The organism is Pseudarthrobacter sp. TRD_SC_9, from assembly GCF_055361265.1.
Genome location: NZ_CM143956.1, coordinates 3,140,447 through 3,153,468, shown reverse-complemented (window position 1 = coordinate 3,153,468; position 13,022 = coordinate 3,140,447). Strand labels below are relative to the sequence as shown.

The 13,022-nt window shown below is 63.3% G+C and carries 17 protein-coding genes; 5 read left to right on the top strand and 12 right to left on the bottom strand.

Annotation, left to right across the window (positions count from 1 at the left end; genetic code table 11):
• Positions 1–57: 57 nt before the first annotated feature.
• Genes ACWA13_RS14740 through ACWA13_RS14730 form a run of 3 tightly spaced genes read left to right on the top strand, consistent with a single transcriptional unit; the run spans position 58 to position 1,203 of the window.
• Positions 58–450 (top strand): DUF4244 domain-containing protein, encoded by a 393-nt coding sequence (locus tag ACWA13_RS14740; protein ID WP_463934923.1) that lies wholly within the window; start codon positions 58–60, stop codon positions 448–450.
• Positions 447–860 (top strand): TadE family type IV pilus minor pilin, encoded by a 414-nt coding sequence (locus tag ACWA13_RS14735; RefSeq protein WP_463934922.1) that lies wholly within the window; start codon positions 447–449, stop codon positions 858–860. Before ACWA13_RS14740 ends, ACWA13_RS14735 begins: the two co-directional genes overlap by 4 nt.
• Entirely contained in the window at positions 841–1,203 is a 363-nt protein-coding gene (locus ACWA13_RS14730; RefSeq protein WP_463934921.1) for an Rv3654c family TadE-like protein, read from the top strand. Before ACWA13_RS14735 ends, ACWA13_RS14730 begins: the two co-directional genes overlap by 20 nt.
• A 39-nt stretch (positions 1,204–1,242) precedes the next feature.
• Here ACWA13_RS14730 and ACWA13_RS14725 read toward each other — a convergent pair whose 3' ends face one another.
• Together ACWA13_RS14725 and ACWA13_RS14720 are read right to left on the bottom strand one after the other, a co-directional pair.
• Positions 1,243–3,729, bottom strand: coding sequence for a DEAD/DEAH box helicase (locus ACWA13_RS14725; RefSeq protein WP_463934920.1), 2,487 nt, complete (start codon positions 3,727–3,729; stop codon positions 1,243–1,245).
• 57 nt (positions 3,730–3,786) lie between these two features.
• Positions 3,787–4,485 (bottom strand): GNAT family N-acetyltransferase, encoded by a 699-nt coding sequence (locus ACWA13_RS14720; protein WP_463934919.1) that lies wholly within the window; start codon positions 4,483–4,485, stop codon positions 3,787–3,789.
• 51 nt (positions 4,486–4,536) lie between these two features.
• Here ACWA13_RS14720 and trhO point away from each other — a divergent pair, with 51 nt between their 5' ends.
• On the top strand, positions 4,537–5,478 hold the full coding sequence (gene trhO, locus ACWA13_RS14715; protein ID WP_463934918.1) for an oxygen-dependent tRNA uridine(34) hydroxylase TrhO: 942 nt from the start codon (positions 4,537–4,539) through the stop codon (positions 5,476–5,478).
• A 51-nt stretch (positions 5,479–5,529) separates the two neighbouring features.
• Here trhO and ACWA13_RS14710 read toward each other — a convergent pair whose 3' ends face one another.
• Entirely contained in the window at positions 5,530–6,198 is a 669-nt protein-coding gene (locus tag ACWA13_RS14710; protein WP_463934917.1) for a DUF2306 domain-containing protein, read from the bottom strand.
• 150 nt (positions 6,199–6,348) lie between these two features.
• On the opposite strand from ACWA13_RS14710, the gene ACWA13_RS14705 reads away from it, so the two are divergent.
• The gene (locus tag ACWA13_RS14705; protein WP_463934916.1) at positions 6,349–7,119 is read left to right on the top strand and encodes a TetR/AcrR family transcriptional regulator; all 771 of its coding nucleotides are present in this window, start codon (positions 6,349–6,351) and stop codon (positions 7,117–7,119) included.
• 54 nt (positions 7,120–7,173) lie between these two features.
• Here the strand turns inward: ACWA13_RS14705 and ACWA13_RS14700 are convergent, their stop codons facing one another.
• The 9 genes from ACWA13_RS14700 to ACWA13_RS14660 all read right to left on the bottom strand — a co-directional run bounded on the left by ACWA13_RS14700 (position 7,174) and on the right by ACWA13_RS14660 (position 13,008).
• Positions 7,174–7,749 (bottom strand): hypothetical protein, encoded by a 576-nt coding sequence (locus tag ACWA13_RS14700; RefSeq protein ID WP_463934915.1) that lies wholly within the window; start codon positions 7,747–7,749, stop codon positions 7,174–7,176.
• Between the two features lie 564 nt (positions 7,750–8,313).
• A complete protein-coding gene (locus tag ACWA13_RS14695; protein ID WP_463934914.1) occupies positions 8,314–8,910 on the bottom strand; it encodes a hypothetical protein in 597 nt (198 codons plus the stop codon).
• A 108-nt stretch (positions 8,911–9,018) separates the two neighbouring features.
• Positions 9,019–9,465: a hypothetical protein gene (locus ACWA13_RS14690; protein WP_463934913.1), complete on the bottom strand. Its 447-nt coding sequence runs from the start codon at positions 9,463–9,465 to the stop codon at positions 9,019–9,021.
• A gap of 28 nt (positions 9,466–9,493) precedes the next feature.
• Positions 9,494–9,679 carry a hypothetical protein gene (locus ACWA13_RS14685; RefSeq protein WP_463934912.1) on the bottom strand — a complete coding sequence of 62 codons (186 nt, stop codon included), beginning with the start codon at positions 9,677–9,679 and terminating at the stop codon, positions 9,494–9,496.
• Between the two features lie 22 nt (positions 9,680–9,701).
• On the bottom strand, positions 9,702–10,331 hold the full coding sequence (locus tag ACWA13_RS14680; protein WP_463934911.1) for an AAA family ATPase: 630 nt from the start codon (positions 10,329–10,331) through the stop codon (positions 9,702–9,704).
• On the bottom strand, positions 10,328–11,092 hold the full coding sequence (locus ACWA13_RS14675) for an HAD family hydrolase (protein ID WP_463934910.1): 765 nt from the start codon (positions 11,090–11,092) through the stop codon (positions 10,328–10,330). The genes ACWA13_RS14680 and ACWA13_RS14675 overlap by 4 nt, the downstream gene beginning before the upstream one ends.
• Positions 11,011–11,274: an acyl carrier protein gene (locus ACWA13_RS14670; protein WP_463934909.1), complete on the bottom strand. Its 264-nt coding sequence runs from the start codon at positions 11,272–11,274 to the stop codon at positions 11,011–11,013. Before ACWA13_RS14670 ends, ACWA13_RS14675 begins: the two co-directional genes overlap by 82 nt.
• Positions 11,250–12,320, bottom strand: a complete 1,071-nt coding sequence (locus ACWA13_RS14665; RefSeq protein ID WP_463934908.1) for a beta-ketoacyl-ACP synthase 3 — start codon at positions 12,318–12,320, stop codon at positions 11,250–11,252. Before ACWA13_RS14665 ends, ACWA13_RS14670 begins: the two co-directional genes overlap by 25 nt.
• Positions 12,304–13,008 carry an AAA family ATPase gene (locus ACWA13_RS14660; RefSeq protein WP_463934907.1) on the bottom strand — a complete coding sequence of 235 codons (705 nt, stop codon included), beginning with the start codon at positions 13,006–13,008 and terminating at the stop codon, positions 12,304–12,306. Before ACWA13_RS14660 ends, ACWA13_RS14665 begins: the two co-directional genes overlap by 17 nt.
• Between the last annotated feature and the right edge of the window lie 14 nt (positions 13,009–13,022).

Sequence of the window (13,022 nt, the reverse complement as noted above, 5' to 3'; positions counted from 1 at the left end):
GCGGGCGGGGAGAGTCGACATATCCGGTAAAACCGCCGGGCAACGAAAGGAAAAGCAATGTCCGCACAACTCACAACGCTCGCCGGAACCGCCCCGGCGCAGGCTTCCAGTACCACCGTTTCTGATGAAGCTGATACCGGTCCGAACGCTCCCGGCACCTTGGCCAAGGTCATCGAGCTTTACCCCGGCAGCAGCGCCGGCAGTAGCACCGGCAGTAGCCGGGTCACAGCCCGACGCAGGAATAACCGACTCGCCATCCTGCGGCTCAAGCTCACCTACTTCGGCCGCGCCCGACTCATGGCATCGGACGCGGGCATGGCCACTGCGGAATACGCGATTGCCACCTTGGCCGCTGTCGGATTCGCCGGCCTGCTGGTCTTCGTGCTCCGCAGTGAAGAAGTACGTGGGTTCCTGCTCACCCTCATCCGTACGGCACTAGCCCTCCCATGAGTGACGCAGGCTGCGGGAAGGACAATGGGCCTTCGGGATCCCGCGGAGCAGTGACTGCCGAGTTTGCCGTTGTCCTTCCCGCAGTCCTGTTCCTGCTCGCCCTGCTTCTTGCCGGAGCGGCCGCCGGCGTAACCCAACTGCGGCTGGAGGGGGCAGCCCGTGCAGGTGCCCGCGAACTGGCGCGAGGAGGGGAGACAGCCGCCGTGACTCAGACGGTTCGCTCGCTGGCCGGGGCGACTGCGGCCGCTTCCGTTTCCGTTGACGGAGACTGGTCCACCGTCACGGTGGCTGACAGGGCAGGCGGCCCGGTGGGAGGCCTAGTGCCATGGACGCTGTCCGCCACAGCCACTGCGCGGACCGAGGCAACGGCCTGGCCCAACTCACTGATCGGTGTCTCCGTTGGCGAGTAAGGATGCGGAGCGTGGTTCCGGGACGGTGCTGGCCGCCGGGCTTGGGATGGTCCTGGTGCTTTGCCTGTCGATGTTGCTGCTACTTGCGCAGGCTTCGGTCATGGCCGGACGGGCAGCGTCAGCGGCAGACTTGGCAGCGCTCGCGGCCGCTGATGCCTGGCGGGGCCTGACGTCCGGCGAGCCTTGTGCCGTGGCCAGGGAGGTAGCGGCGCGGCACAGCGCCCAGTTGCTCGAGTGCACCACGTCAGCTGATAGCTCCGTGGAAGTCCGGATCCAGCTCAACGCCGCGGTTATCATTGGTCGGGCCACAGCCACGTCCAGGGCAGGACCGCCCCTGCCTTAACGGGAATGACCGGGCTTCCTCTTCGAGCCGGTGCCCGCGCTAGCTCCCTGGAGGCGCGTATGTGGCAGGCACTCCGGTAGCCGCGCCGGCGTCGGCAACCCAACTCCTGCTGGCTGGACCGGCTTCGCCAGGATCTGAATCGGCAGGACCGCGACCACCAGTACTGGTGTCGGCCGGCCCCGCGTCCCTCGCGTCACGCAAAAGGACATCGAGAAGAGTCACGGCGGCGTCTTTGTCCAGGGGGTTGTTCTTGTTGCCGCATTTGGGCGACTGCACGCAGGACGGGCAACCGGACTCGCACTCACAGGCTTTGATGGCATCACGGGTGGCGGCCAGCCACGTCCGGGCCTTGTCGAAGCCGCGTTCAGCGAACCCTGCACCGCCCGGGTGGCCGTCGTACACGAAGATCGTGGGCACGCCTGTATCGGCATGCAGGGCTGTTGAGACACCGCCAATGTCCCAACGGTCGCTGGAAGCCACCAGCGGCAGCAAACCGATTGCAGCGTGTTCGGCCGCATGGAGGGCGCCAGAAAACTGCGCTTCAATCAGGCCAGCACCGGTGAGGGACCTGTTGTCCACCACAAACCAGACGGCCTTGGTAAAAAGGTCGCGAGCGCCCAGTTGCAGGGGTTCCTCTCCCAGGACCTCGTTGGAGACCAGTGCCTTGCGTTGAAAGGAAACAACCTGCGTGGTCACCCGGACGTCGCCAAAATGAACGCTGATGTCGCCCCACTGCGCCGTCCTCAGCGTATCCAGCACCTCAATCTGGGTGACGTCCCGTGCCGTTGTGTAGTAATCCGGGTTAGCCCGCCGCGCCACAACGCAGTGGTCCTGCTCGTTAAGTTCCTCCACCACGTACGTGTCGCCCTGGTGCACATACACTGCACCTGCGTGGGCCTGGTAATGGGTCTGTGGCGAATCCATGGTGCCCAGAACCGAGCCTGTATCCGCATCAATGATGTTGACCGGGCCGCCGCCGTCCCCCCTAAGGCTGACCATCCCGGCGGCGTTTTGCGGGTGGGTCCAGAACCAGCCTGCAGGCCTGCGCCGCAGATAGCCTTGGGCTACCAACTGGTTCAGCAGACGTTCGGCCGTGGGCCCGAACAGTTCCAGTTCACCGGCACCCAGCGGCAGCTCGGCGGCGGCCGCGCAGAGGTGCGGGCCCAGCACGTAGGGGTTGCCGGGGTCGAAAACCGTGGCCTCAACAGAGACATCGAAGATGGCCTCGGGATGGTTCACCAGGTAGGTATCCAGGGGGTCGTCGCTGGCAACAAAGGCGGCAATGGCGTCTTGCCCGGCCCGTCCTGCCCGGCCGATTTGCTGAAAAAGTGATGCCCGGGTACCCGGCCAGCCTGCCACGAGGACCGCGTCCAGGCCGGAGATATCTATACCCAGCTCCAGGGCCGAGGTGCTGGAAACTCCGAGCAGCTCACCTGAACGCAGGGCACGCTCCAGTTCGCGGCGTTCCTCTGGCAGATAACCGGAGCGGTAGGCGGCAATACGTTGTGGAAGGCTGGGATCCACCTCGTCCAGGAGACGCCGGGTGATGCTGGAAATGGTCTCCGCACCGCGGCGGGACTTGATGAAAGCGATGGTCCTGATCCGGGCTGACACAAGGTTGGCCAATAGATCTGCTGTTTCGGCGATGGCGGTTCGGCGGGCGGGAGCGCCGTTTTCGCCCTTGAGTTCCAGCAGGGCCGGTTCCCACAGGGCCACAGTGGTGGAACCGTGGGGTGACGTGTCCTCCGCGACCGCCCGGACTGGCGCACCGATGAGCCGGCCGAAGGATTTCCCGGGCTCAGCCGCTGTTGCAGAGGCTGCGATGAACACCGGCTCCGGCAGGGACTGGCCGGCCCCGTAATAGGCACAAATCCGGCGCAGCCGGCGCATGAGATTGGCAACGTGGGAGCCGAAAACGCCACGGTAGCTGTGGGCCTCGTCGATGATGACGTAGCGGAGCCGGCGGAAGAAGCTGGCCCACCAGGCGTGGTTGGGCAGGATCCCGAAGTGGAGCATGTCCGGATTGGCCAGGATGAAGTTTGCGTGGTCGCGGATCCAACGGCGGGATGCGGGGTCGGTGTCACCGTCGTACGTTTCTGCGCGGACGGTGGGCAGCTTCAAGGCTCGGATTGCCGCGAGCTGGTCCGCCGCCAGCGCTTTGGTAGGGGACAGGTACAAGGTAGCGGCGCCGTCTTCGTGGATTTTGCCCGGTTCGGAGAGGACGCGAAGTTCGGAGCGGTGGATGGCGTCGAGCGCGGGCAGTTGGTAGGCCAGGGACTTTCCTGATGCCGTTCCGGTAGCGATCACTACATGTTCACCGGAGTGGGCCAGCCGAGCAGCTTCGATCTGGTGCCGGTAGGGCTCCTGGATTCCCAGCGAACGGTAGGCGTCCACCACGTCAGGATGCGCCCACTCGGGCCAGGGCGCGTGGATGGCCTGGCGGGCCGGGATGACATGGACATGACGGAGCTGCTCCGGATCCGGGCCGCGGCCCAGCAGGGGAATCAGCGAGTCATGGGGGTTCACCCCAACATTCTTTCATCCGGGCGCCCTGGCCGACGTATCGGTGTGCCAGGACCGGAGTCAGGCAACCGAGAGGTCGGCCCCGGCCGGTGCATCCGAAACGGACATCATGAGGACCTGGCACACCTTGTCCCAGCCCAGGTGCGAGTACAGCTTCTGCCCGTCCAGGGAGGCCAGGAGCAGGCCTTCCTCCACGTCCTTGGTCAGGGCCTGGGCTGCGAGGGCCTTCATGATGAGGCTGCCCAGGCCGCGGCGCTGGAAGGTGGGCTCCGTAACGATCTTGTCGAACACCACGGTCCCGTCGACCACGAACATTTGCCCGCTGGCTGCCACCAGGCTCCCCGAGCGCACGATGGCGTGATGGACGCCCTCGGCTTCGGCTGTTTCCAGGGTGAGGTCGTCGTCGGCAAGCCAGGGGTCTTCCGCATCCTGGGTGGACATGTCCACGATCATCATGGTTTGCGAAGCAGAGGTCATCTTCAGCCCGTGTTCCTGGGCAAGGAAGCTGTACCGGGCCACGTCGTTGGTCAGCACCGTCAGAACCCGCGTCGGTGTCTCAGCGGTTTTTGCTGCCAACTCCGCGAACTCGGGGTCCGAGGGGTCGTGGGCAAAGTATTCCCAATCCTGCGTGGAGTCGTGCCGCAGCGCAGCCGGGAAACGGCCCTCAGTGGAAACTTGATATCCGCGGCAGCCGGCCCAGCCGGCTACCCAGACCTCCAAAAGGTGAGCCACATCTTCAACCATGGTTTCGGGAGTCATGAGTCGAGGGTATTGCAGCCGCCCGGCGAGCAACAGGGGCGGAGGGGAAGAATGCACCTTGCTTATGGAATTGTGATCAGATGTGACCAAAGTACCCTTGAATACGTGAACAAGATTGTGCTCTTTTACGGATTTACCCCGCTGGCCGACCCGGATGCCGTACGTCTCTGGCAGCGCGCCCTGTGCGAGAAGCTTGGCCTGCGCGGCCGCATCCTGATCTCCAAGGACGGCATCAACGCAACTGTCGGCGGCGAAATCCGGGCGGTAAAGGAGTACGTCAAAACCACCCGTGAGCATTCCGGTTTCCGGGGGATTGACGTGAAATGGTCCGACGGCGGCGCGGAGGACTTCCCGCGGCTGAGCGTCAAGGTCCGGGATGAGATCGTCTCCTTCGGGGCGCCAGGTGAACTCACCGTTGACTCCAGCGGGGTCGTGGGCGGCGGCAAACACCTGCAGCCCGAAGAACTCCACGAACTGGTGGAAGCCAGGAAGCAGGGTGGCGAGGAAGTGGTGTTTTTCGATGGCCGCAATGCTTTCGAAGCGCAGATCGGCCGGTTCAAGGACGCGATAGTGCCGGACGTCGCCACCACGCATGACTTCATAAAAGAGCTGGAGTCCGGCAAGTACGACGACCTCAAGGACAAGCCGGTTGTCACCTACTGCACGGGCGGGATCCGCTGCGAAGTCCTGTCCAGCCTGATGGTAAACCGGGGCTTTAAAGAGGTCTATCAGCTGGACGGCGGCATCGTCCGCTACGGCGAAACCTTCCGGGACAAGGGCCTTTGGGAAGGCTCGCTGTATGTGTTCGACAAGCGGATGCACCTGGAGTTCAGCGATGAGGCAAAGGTGATCGGCGAATGCGTTCGCTGCGCCGCGCCCACCAGCAAGTTCGAGAACTGCTCCAATCCGAGCTGCCGCAACCTCACGTTGTACTGTGCCGAATGCGCTGCCAGCCCTGAGACGCTCCGCTGTCCCGAAGGCTGCGCTGCCTAGGGCGCATTCGAAAGCGGGGCGCGATAAACCCCTCCGCCATAGGGGCCAGCATCACCTTAGATGCCGTCGCCGGATGAAGTACTCCGCCACGGCGAGGTTTATCACCCATGCTGCTCCCATCAGCAAAGCCCTCATCGTCACGTCCGGCGGGCTGGAAAGCAGCTCCGGCACGATCAGGATCAGGGCCTGGGTACCGGCGCCGACACCGATGGCATAGGCCCGGGTCATCCACGCCCCATGCTGGACGAAGTCGCCACGAATTACTGCGTAGAGTCCCAAAACCAGGCTCATCACCATCGCGGATCCGAAGAAGAGCCGAAGGACGAGGAGGAGCTGCCCGTCGCTGGGTGGCAGCACATAGAAGACTGCCATCCACAAACCGCTAAGGGCGGCGAGCAGGCCGGCTGGCAGGAGGATACGTCCGGCGATACGGTGCCAGCGGCGCCGGCGAAGGGAAGGGACGAACTGGAAAGCGCCCAGCAGCGAATACACGGTAACGCTCACGATGTGGATCAACACCGGGACAGGGGACTCGAAGAACCGGGCGTTGCGGTCCGTGATGGCAGCTCCGCCGGATAACTCGGTGAGCCGGGCGGCCCCCGCAAGCACCGGGATGAGGCTGAGAAGGATCAAGCCGGTGGGCACAAGCCACACGGGCCGGCGGCGCGCTGTAGTTCGCCGGGCCGGCCCGGCCGGGGCTGTTTGTCTGGTGGCGTTCACTGATGTCCTGGTCGTGTAGGTCCCGGCAGTGGTGCGGAATGCGGGAAGGGCTGACAACACAAGGTGTACGGCGTACACCTATGAATCACCCTAGGTGTACGGCGTACACTAGTCAAGGGTTTAGTTACTCCTATCAGGAAGGCGGTCCACATGGGTCTAAATGCTCAAGGCGTGCCACGCGCCCGCCTTAACCGGGAGAGGGTGCTCCGGACTGCTGTCACCTTGGCTGATGAACTGGGAATAGGCGTGCTGAGCATGCGCAGGCTGGCCCAGGAACTCCAGGTGGTACCGATGGCGCTTTACAAGCACATAGCCGGCAAGGAAGAACTTCTGGACGGCATGGTGGATGTCATCGTCAGTGAAATTGATCCCCCGGCCAGCCAGACGGAGTGGAAGGATGCCGTCCGGCAGCGGATTCTCTCGGCCAGGAGGGTGCTTCAGCGGCATCCGTGGGCCAGGCAGGTCCTCGAGACCCGGACCAACCCCACGCCGGGCGTGCTTGGCTACATGGACTCCTTCATCGGCATGTTCCTCGACAGGGGCTTCTCCATTGACCTGACCCATCACGTTATGCACGCCATAGGCAGCCGCATGTGGGGATTCACCCAAGAGCTGTTTGACGAGCCGGCGGAGAACGCCGATCAATCGGACCAAGCGAACCAACCCGGGCAAAACTCTGACGTCGAGGGACCTGACAACGAGGCCCACCAGGCGATGAAGCAGGCAATGCTCCGCCAGATGGCCGAGCGTTACCCGAACGTCACGAAGGTGGCTATGGCTTCTGCGCACGACCAGGATGGCGTGGTGGGGCATGGCTGTGACGACCAGTTTGAATTCGAGTTCGCGCTCGACCTCCTGCTGGACGGGATCGAGAAACTGCACGCCCAAGGCTGGACGTCCACGCAGCCACGCCGCGCGTGACGCGCCGGCCTTCATCGGCCGGGTACATGCAGCCGGTCGGGTATAAGCAGCAGGCTAAAGCAGGATTATCCGGTAAGCGACGTTCGCGTCGTCATCAGCATGGACGCGCAGCGACAACACGGCTTCCGCGGGCAGCTGGATAACATTGACCCGCGCCGGACCGCACAGCAGCCTGAGGTCGATCAGGACGGACTCCCCGTTCCGGACCAGGAAATCCACCCTTCGCACGCTCCGGCAGGCCAGCGTCAGCGAATATGTTCCCGGGACCAGCAGGCCGGTGTCCTCCCAACGCTCCTCGTCTTCTTCAAGCCGGGTAAGGCTGCGGTATACCACCTCTCCTGAAGCCTCCGGCATGATGTCCTGTGCCCAGGCCTGCATTTGCTCCGCTGCCACTGCAGGCGGGCCCTGACGCCGGACGTGCGGCTCCACTATGGCCGGAGCAGTTGTAGCTGCCACTTCCGGCGGGGACCAGGCGTCCTCGTAGGTGTATTCACAGCCGGCCGCCATAGGCAGCGAAAGGACCAAAGCGAGTACGACGGCGGTTGGCCGGCCGGGTGCCACGCGTGTCCGTTCCGGCGGGCCTGCTTTGGCCCGCCAAGGACCGCTCCACCGCGCCTTCACAGACGGCATATCTAGACTGTATGCCCGGCAAAGGTCCGAAACCAGAGGCAGTTATGGGCGGTGGCGTCAACCGGAAGCCGGAGGCAGATGTGCGGTGGCCGGACCAGGGAATTCTGCCGTCCCCTCCGGCTCAAATGGAACTTTCAGAAGCCGGATTCCGCCGACTGCATACGGTGATTCGATGGGCTGCAAAGTGATGGTCGCTGGCCCCTGGACCAGGTCAATCAGCGTTTCGGTGGCCTGGCCGCATTCGACGTTGATCATTGTGGCCACATGCTCATGCCGCCCATGCTTCCGGCAAGGACCTCTTCCCCATCGGTCCCAGCTGAGCTTCCACGGCTGCTGTCAGCTCCGCCTTCTTCGCTTCGAGGGCCAGCCGTGATTCCCTGGAATTGACCGGTTCCCCAGTGGACGTGGGCGTGTTGCCGGGCAGTGGTTCAAGATCGGCGTACTCGCAGCCTGCCAACCCTGCCAACAAAAAGCAAGGCCATCCCCATCATCCGCGCAACTACGGAGCGCCCCCGCAGTGGTGCCTCCCGCCGTCGAACATTTCCCCGAAAGTCATGGACAGAGCTAACGTGTGGCATCAGGGGACAAGCCCGGTAGACCAGAGGCGGGGTCATCCGCAGTGGCGGAAGTGGGCGGCGTGAGGGGAATGGGGACGCCAGGCTGAGGTAAGGGCGAGCCGTTCGTTGCGGCGCTCTCCGGCTCAGCCTTGAACAATCTTGCCCCACCAACGGCGAAATCCGGATCGTCCCGCGTCAGGCTTACGGTCACTTGGCCCGGAAGCAGATCAACCAGGAAGGTTGTGGGTTCGCCACAAGTCACAAAGAACATTCCGGTGCTTATTGATTCGGAACCGGTGTCCTGGGAGACATCCATGCTGACCTGTCCATTCGGACTGCATGCAACAACCAGGCCATACTGTCCCGGCTCGTCGACGCGGACCATAGACCGGACCATTCCCTTGGCAGGCATGCCGCCGGTCGCTCCCCCGGCGCCAGGGGCTGGGAGAGTAGCGAGCTGCTGATCTACGTCAGCCTTCAATTCGTCAAAGCGGGCGTCGAAGGCCAGCTGCTCCTCCCGTGACCGTTCGGCGAATACCGGCGGCGTGGGTGCAGGTGTCGTGGTGGGCGCCGGTTCGAGCGGGGCGTATTCGCAGCCAACCACCCCCGGCGCCAATAAACAGCCCAGCCCCAATACCACCGCGCTACGAAAGTGCCGGCGAAAAGGCGCCTTCCGCCGTCGAACATTCCCCCAAGAAGCCACACGCAGAGCTTAGCCTGCGGAAACCAGCCGGTAGGCATAAAGGACCGGTGCGTCAACGCTGGAGACGCTGAATTCCAAGCGACCTCCGGGAACTGCAAGCCTGGCAGTTTCGCGGGAGCCGTAGCACGCGGCACCCAGGTCCAGGAGCTCTTTGCCGGCGGCGCGGACGGCCAGGAAGGTTTTGCCACCGCCCTCGCACACCAGGGTCAGCGAGTAGGAACCGGCGGGAACATCCGTCGTGGAGACCGAGGGTTCAGCGTCCGAGAGCCGGCCGGACTGTTCAACCGCTGGGTCTTCGGTGCCCGCGCTGGGGGAAGGCAGCGCCGTTTCCTGCCACGCCGGGACGTCGGCATCCTCGATGGACACCCGCGGAGTGCAGGCTGTCGCAGAAAACACGACGGCGGCAGCGGCGGCCACTGCCTGGGCGCGCCGCAGCGCGGGGTGGGGGAGAGTCATGCCTCCAATTTACCGCCGCCAGGCACGGTCACGGACGAGGGCCCGGGCCCGCCACCGTGCGGCAGTGGATCATGGCGTTCTCCATGATGATTCCGGCAGCGTCCGCCGCAGCTGCGGCGGTCTCGATGTTTACTCTTCCGCGTAGGCCCATTAGGGTCATCGGCGCGTCGCAGGTAGCAGTCTTGGCGCTGCCCGTCTTCTCTGGTCCAGGCATCGGCATCGTCAGACCTGGAGCCTTACCCACTTTTTTGTGTGCTGGAGCTTGATACTGCAAGTCCATGGCCTGCCGGTCCCAGAACGGCCAATGCCGTGTCGAGACGGTCCTGAACGGTGCCACGCAGAATATGGACTGGCCTGCGTCCCATCGACAGCAGTTCGTACAGCCGCAGGTGGGCCTCGTTTTGGAACCGGTCGCTGATTGGTGCCCCCTTCAGGGGAAGCGGGAATTCAACAGGGAGGAAGAATATCTCGTCGTAGGTGGCCTCGATGTAGTCGAGCGCCTCTTCTGCAAAGGCATCAATCAGGTTGAGCTGAACTTGGGCTGCCGGTGACGGTGCCGGGTCCTCGCCCTCGGTCGGGAAGATGCCAAGTCTGAGTCGCACTGAGGCGTAAACCCACTCGTGGAGGACTGAACCGTCGGAGATCACGTCCTGTACGCTCTGTTCCTGAACAATGCGCTCAGTGTATCGCCGCTGGGTCAGGTGAAGGACCTCTTCGTTGGTGCATTCCTGCAGAGACTTCAGCTGGCCACGAGCGGGGTTATGCATGGGCGTCGGTACCGGGGCTACCAGCCCCGTTGCTGCTTCCAGTGCCTTTGTGAGTGTCGTCTTGCCGACGCCGTGCGCGCCCGTAATCGCGATTTTCAAATTGCTTCCTTACATGTGTCTAGCTGCCGCCATCCGGCGAGTAGTGAGTGCAGACCAAGCGCTGTGTTCGTGCTGTTCACAGCGATCGGGCAGCCGGTGAGCTCCATGAACGGCACATCCGAAATGTCGTCCCCATAGGCATGGGAAAGGTCCAGGCGTACTGAACCGCTGACCGCATGCGCCCTTACGGCTGCTGCTTTTCCCTGACCGATCATCGGGGTGTGTATTTCTCCTGTGTACTTGCCTGCTTCGACCACCAGATCGGTGGTCAAAATGTCTTCGGCCTGGATATGGGTGGCCAGTGGCAGAAGGGCCGGGGCGAACGACCCGCTGACCAGCACAAGCCGGTCACCCCGCCCCCGGTGGAGCTCCAGTCGGTGACGCATCTCCTCGAACACCAGGCGGCTGCCATGATCTTCGAGTGCCCGCGAAAACCATCGCTTGCCCAGTTCTGATGTCTCTTCCACATCCCGGCCCGCCCACCACCGGAAGTACTCCCGGTTGGTCTGCTCCCGTGGCGCGCCAAAGCTTTTTAGCCTGCGCAGTGCGGCGAGGAAATCCAACCCGTCTTCGAGGCGTTCTTGTTCAGCGGCATCGAAGAGCAGGAGTTCAAACATGGTGGTGAGCGGGGTCAGGGTGCCATCGACATCAAAATAGGCTGCCGCCCCTTGTACTGGAGTCAGAGCGTGCCCTCCGGCGCCCGCCGGGCGCTGACAATATCGCTGAGGGCGGCGAACGACCCGGCTTCGGCGATTTCCCAATCATGGAGTGTAAATCCGTATTTCTGACTGATCATCACGGCGATCTCGACGAGGGAGAGCGAATCCACTTCCATTTCATCGAAACTGGTTCCGGCATTGGCGTCACCAATGATTTCCGGTGCGGCGGAACGGATTAACTCGACGAGTTCCTCGGCGTTTACGAGGGTTGCAGGCTGGGACATGGTGTTGTCCTTTCAGAAAGGTTCTGTTGTGGATCTGTCACAGTGATTCCGGGCCACGACAGTGTCGCCGCGCCCCAGGTGGTGCCGCCGCCGAAGGCGGTGAGCAGCATTTTGTCGCCCTTGCTGAACCTGGTCGCGGAGTCTGCGAGGGCCAGCGGAATGGAGGCTGCGGAGGTGTTTCCGACGCGGTCCAGGTGCAGAACTGCCCGTTCTGACGGGATGCCGAGAACGGCGCCAACCCGGTTGAGAATGCGATGGTTCGCCTGGTGGGCGACGAGCCAGTCAACGTCTTCAGCGTTCCATCCACTGTCTGCGAGGGCGGTTCGGGATGAGCCTGCCATCGCCTCGACAGCCTTGGCAAACACTTCTTTGCCCTGCATTGTGAAGAACCGGTCGGCGTCCAGGGTTCCGGCATTCACGGGCATCCGGGATCCTCCTGCCGTGACCTTGATCAGGTCCTGGCAGGTGCCGTCTGAATGCAGGTCAAAGGCGGAAAGCTGTCCTGGCTGACCTTCTTCGCCGGCCCCGACAACGACCGCTCCCGCGCCGTCCCCGAAAATGATGGCAGTGTTGCGGTCTTCAGGGTTGGTGATGGCGCTGAACGTATCCGCCCCGATAACCAGTACGTTCCGGTTCTGGCCGGACAGGACGGAGGCATTGGCCTGCGCGAGGGCGTATATAAACCCCGAACAGACCGCTCCCAGATCGAAGGCCGCTACAGCTGCCAGCCCAAGTCTGCTGGCTACCGCCGGTGCGGTCGCAGGGCAGGGATGATCCGGGGTGGTTGTTGCCAGGATGACCAGATCAATGTCCGGATTCCCTGCTGAAGCGAGAGCCCGTCGTCCCGCTTCGGTAGCCATATCGCTGGTTGCCTCCCCTTCGGCGGCCACCCGTCGGGTCCTTATGCCTGTGCGGGTGCGGATCCACTCATCGGTGGTGTCCAGGCGACTCTCCAGGTCCCGGTTGGTGACGATACCTGCCGGGACGTAGCCGCCCAGGCCCTGGAGGACAACCGCATCCGGCTTCTGTTTAGTGAGAGCCGGCAAGTTCGCGGTCCTTTTCGCTGCGGACGTCCAGTGCATCGTATTCTTCCTGGGCCCGCTGGATGGCTTCATCGATACTCATCACCCGGGGCAGGTTGTAGTGGGCGGTGATGCCTTCCAGGCGTTCCGGGATTGATCCGCCGATGGTGACGTTAGGGATGCCGAGCTTGGTGATTTCGTCCTGGATCATCTGGTCGGCAAGGGCACGGAATTTCTCATTGACAGGGCGGTGTCCGTCGGCCACAAGGGGAAATTCGATGGGCAAGTGTACGAAAGCGTCGTAGTTGGCCAGGGCGTGCTGCTTGGCTGGCACGCCGAGCGCGTTGATGACCTCTTCAAAGAAGACCAGTTCGCCGGTCTTTTCCACGGTCTCGAGGTCGACGGAGTCGTTGGGGTTGATCCCCACCAGGACACGGACCGTACCGTAGATCCACTCGTGAAGCGACGAGCCGTCGGAGATGAAGGTGTCGCCGAGGTGGGACTCGTTCACTGCCCGTTCCGTGTTGCGGCGGGTGATGAGCATCAGGATTTCCGCCGCGGTGCACTCTTCCAGGGTCTTGCCCGGGACGGAGATGGGAAGAAGCTCGCGCATCGTCTTGGCGGCGCTGCGGGGCATGCCAGTCAGGTGGGCCAACGCCATAGTGGTGAAAGTCTTGCCGGATGAGTAGGTGCCGGAGATTGCGAGTTTCATGTGCCGTCTTTCGT

Bases quoted from the DNA above. Each gene is read 5' to 3' on its own strand.
- ACWA13_RS14660 (WP_463934907.1), bottom strand. From the start codon at position 13,008: ATGAAACTCGCAATCTCCGGCACCTACTCATCCGGCAAGACTTTCACC.
- ACWA13_RS14685 (WP_463934912.1), bottom strand. From the start codon at position 9,679: ATGCCTGGACCAGAGAAGACGGGCAGCGCCAAGACTGCTACCTGCGAC.
- ACWA13_RS14735 (WP_463934922.1), top strand. From the start codon at position 447: ATGAGTGACGCAGGCTGCGGGAAGGACAATGGGCCTTCGGGATCCCGC.
- ACWA13_RS14740 (WP_463934923.1), top strand. From the start codon at position 58: ATGTCCGCACAACTCACAACGCTCGCCGGAACCGCCCCGGCGCAGGCT.
- ACWA13_RS14690 (WP_463934913.1), bottom strand. From the start codon at position 9,465: ATGACTCTCCCCCACCCCGCGCTGCGGCGCGCCCAGGCAGTGGCCGCC.
- ACWA13_RS14670 (WP_463934909.1), bottom strand. From the start codon at position 11,274: ATGTCCCAGCCTGCAACCCTCGTAAACGCCGAGGAACTCGTCGAGTTA.
- ACWA13_RS14720 (WP_463934919.1), bottom strand. From the start codon at position 4,485: ATGACTCCCGAAACCATGGTTGAAGATGTGGCTCACCTTTTGGAGGTC.
- ACWA13_RS14705 (WP_463934916.1), top strand. From the start codon at position 6,349: ATGGGTCTAAATGCTCAAGGCGTGCCACGCGCCCGCCTTAACCGGGAG.
- trhO (WP_463934918.1), top strand. From the start codon at position 4,537: ATGCACCTTGCTTATGGAATTGTGATCAGATGTGACCAAAGTACCCTT.
- ACWA13_RS14700 (WP_463934915.1), bottom strand. From the start codon at position 7,749: ATGCCGTCTGTGAAGGCGCGGTGGAGCGGTCCTTGGCGGGCCAAAGCA.